Annotated in this window: 1 protein-coding gene; it reads left to right on the top strand. The window is 47.7% G+C overall.

Going from position 1 to position 434, the window contains the following annotated elements; translation table 11 throughout:
- A partial coding sequence (locus tag AC1M9A_RS14405; protein WP_481610491.1) for a type VI secretion system Vgr family protein occupies window positions 1-434 on the top strand: 434 nt, incomplete at both ends.

Raw genomic sequence — 434 nt, 5'->3', positions numbered from 1 at the left:
TCCAAGGCGAAGGTTATGGACAACTCCGCTTTGATGACACCACAGGACAAATCTCCACCCAACTGCAAAACACCCACGGGGCGAGCCAACTTAACCTAGGGAATCTCAGTCATCCCAAAGCAACAGCAGAAAGTGAAGGACGCGGCGAAGGCTTCGAACTTAGAACAGACCAATGGGGTGCAGTACGAGCAGGCGAAGGCATACTCATCTCCACCTACAAACAAGAACAAGCCAAAGCAAACCATTTAGATGCAAGCGAAGCCAAACAACAACTCGAAAGTAGCTTAAACAACGCCAAAGCTTTGAGTGAAGTGGCACAAAATCAACAAACTGATCCACTGAACTTACTCGAAAACCTACAGGGCTATCTCAAGAACTTAGAGAGCGAAGACCAAAGCAAAGCCGCGGCTTTTAAACAAGCGATCATGCTCTTG

It is taken from the genome of Acinetobacter sp. ANC_7634, from assembly GCF_056779875.1.
Note: the sequence above shows the minus strand (reverse complement) of the source record. Positions and strands in the feature narration are given on the sequence as shown.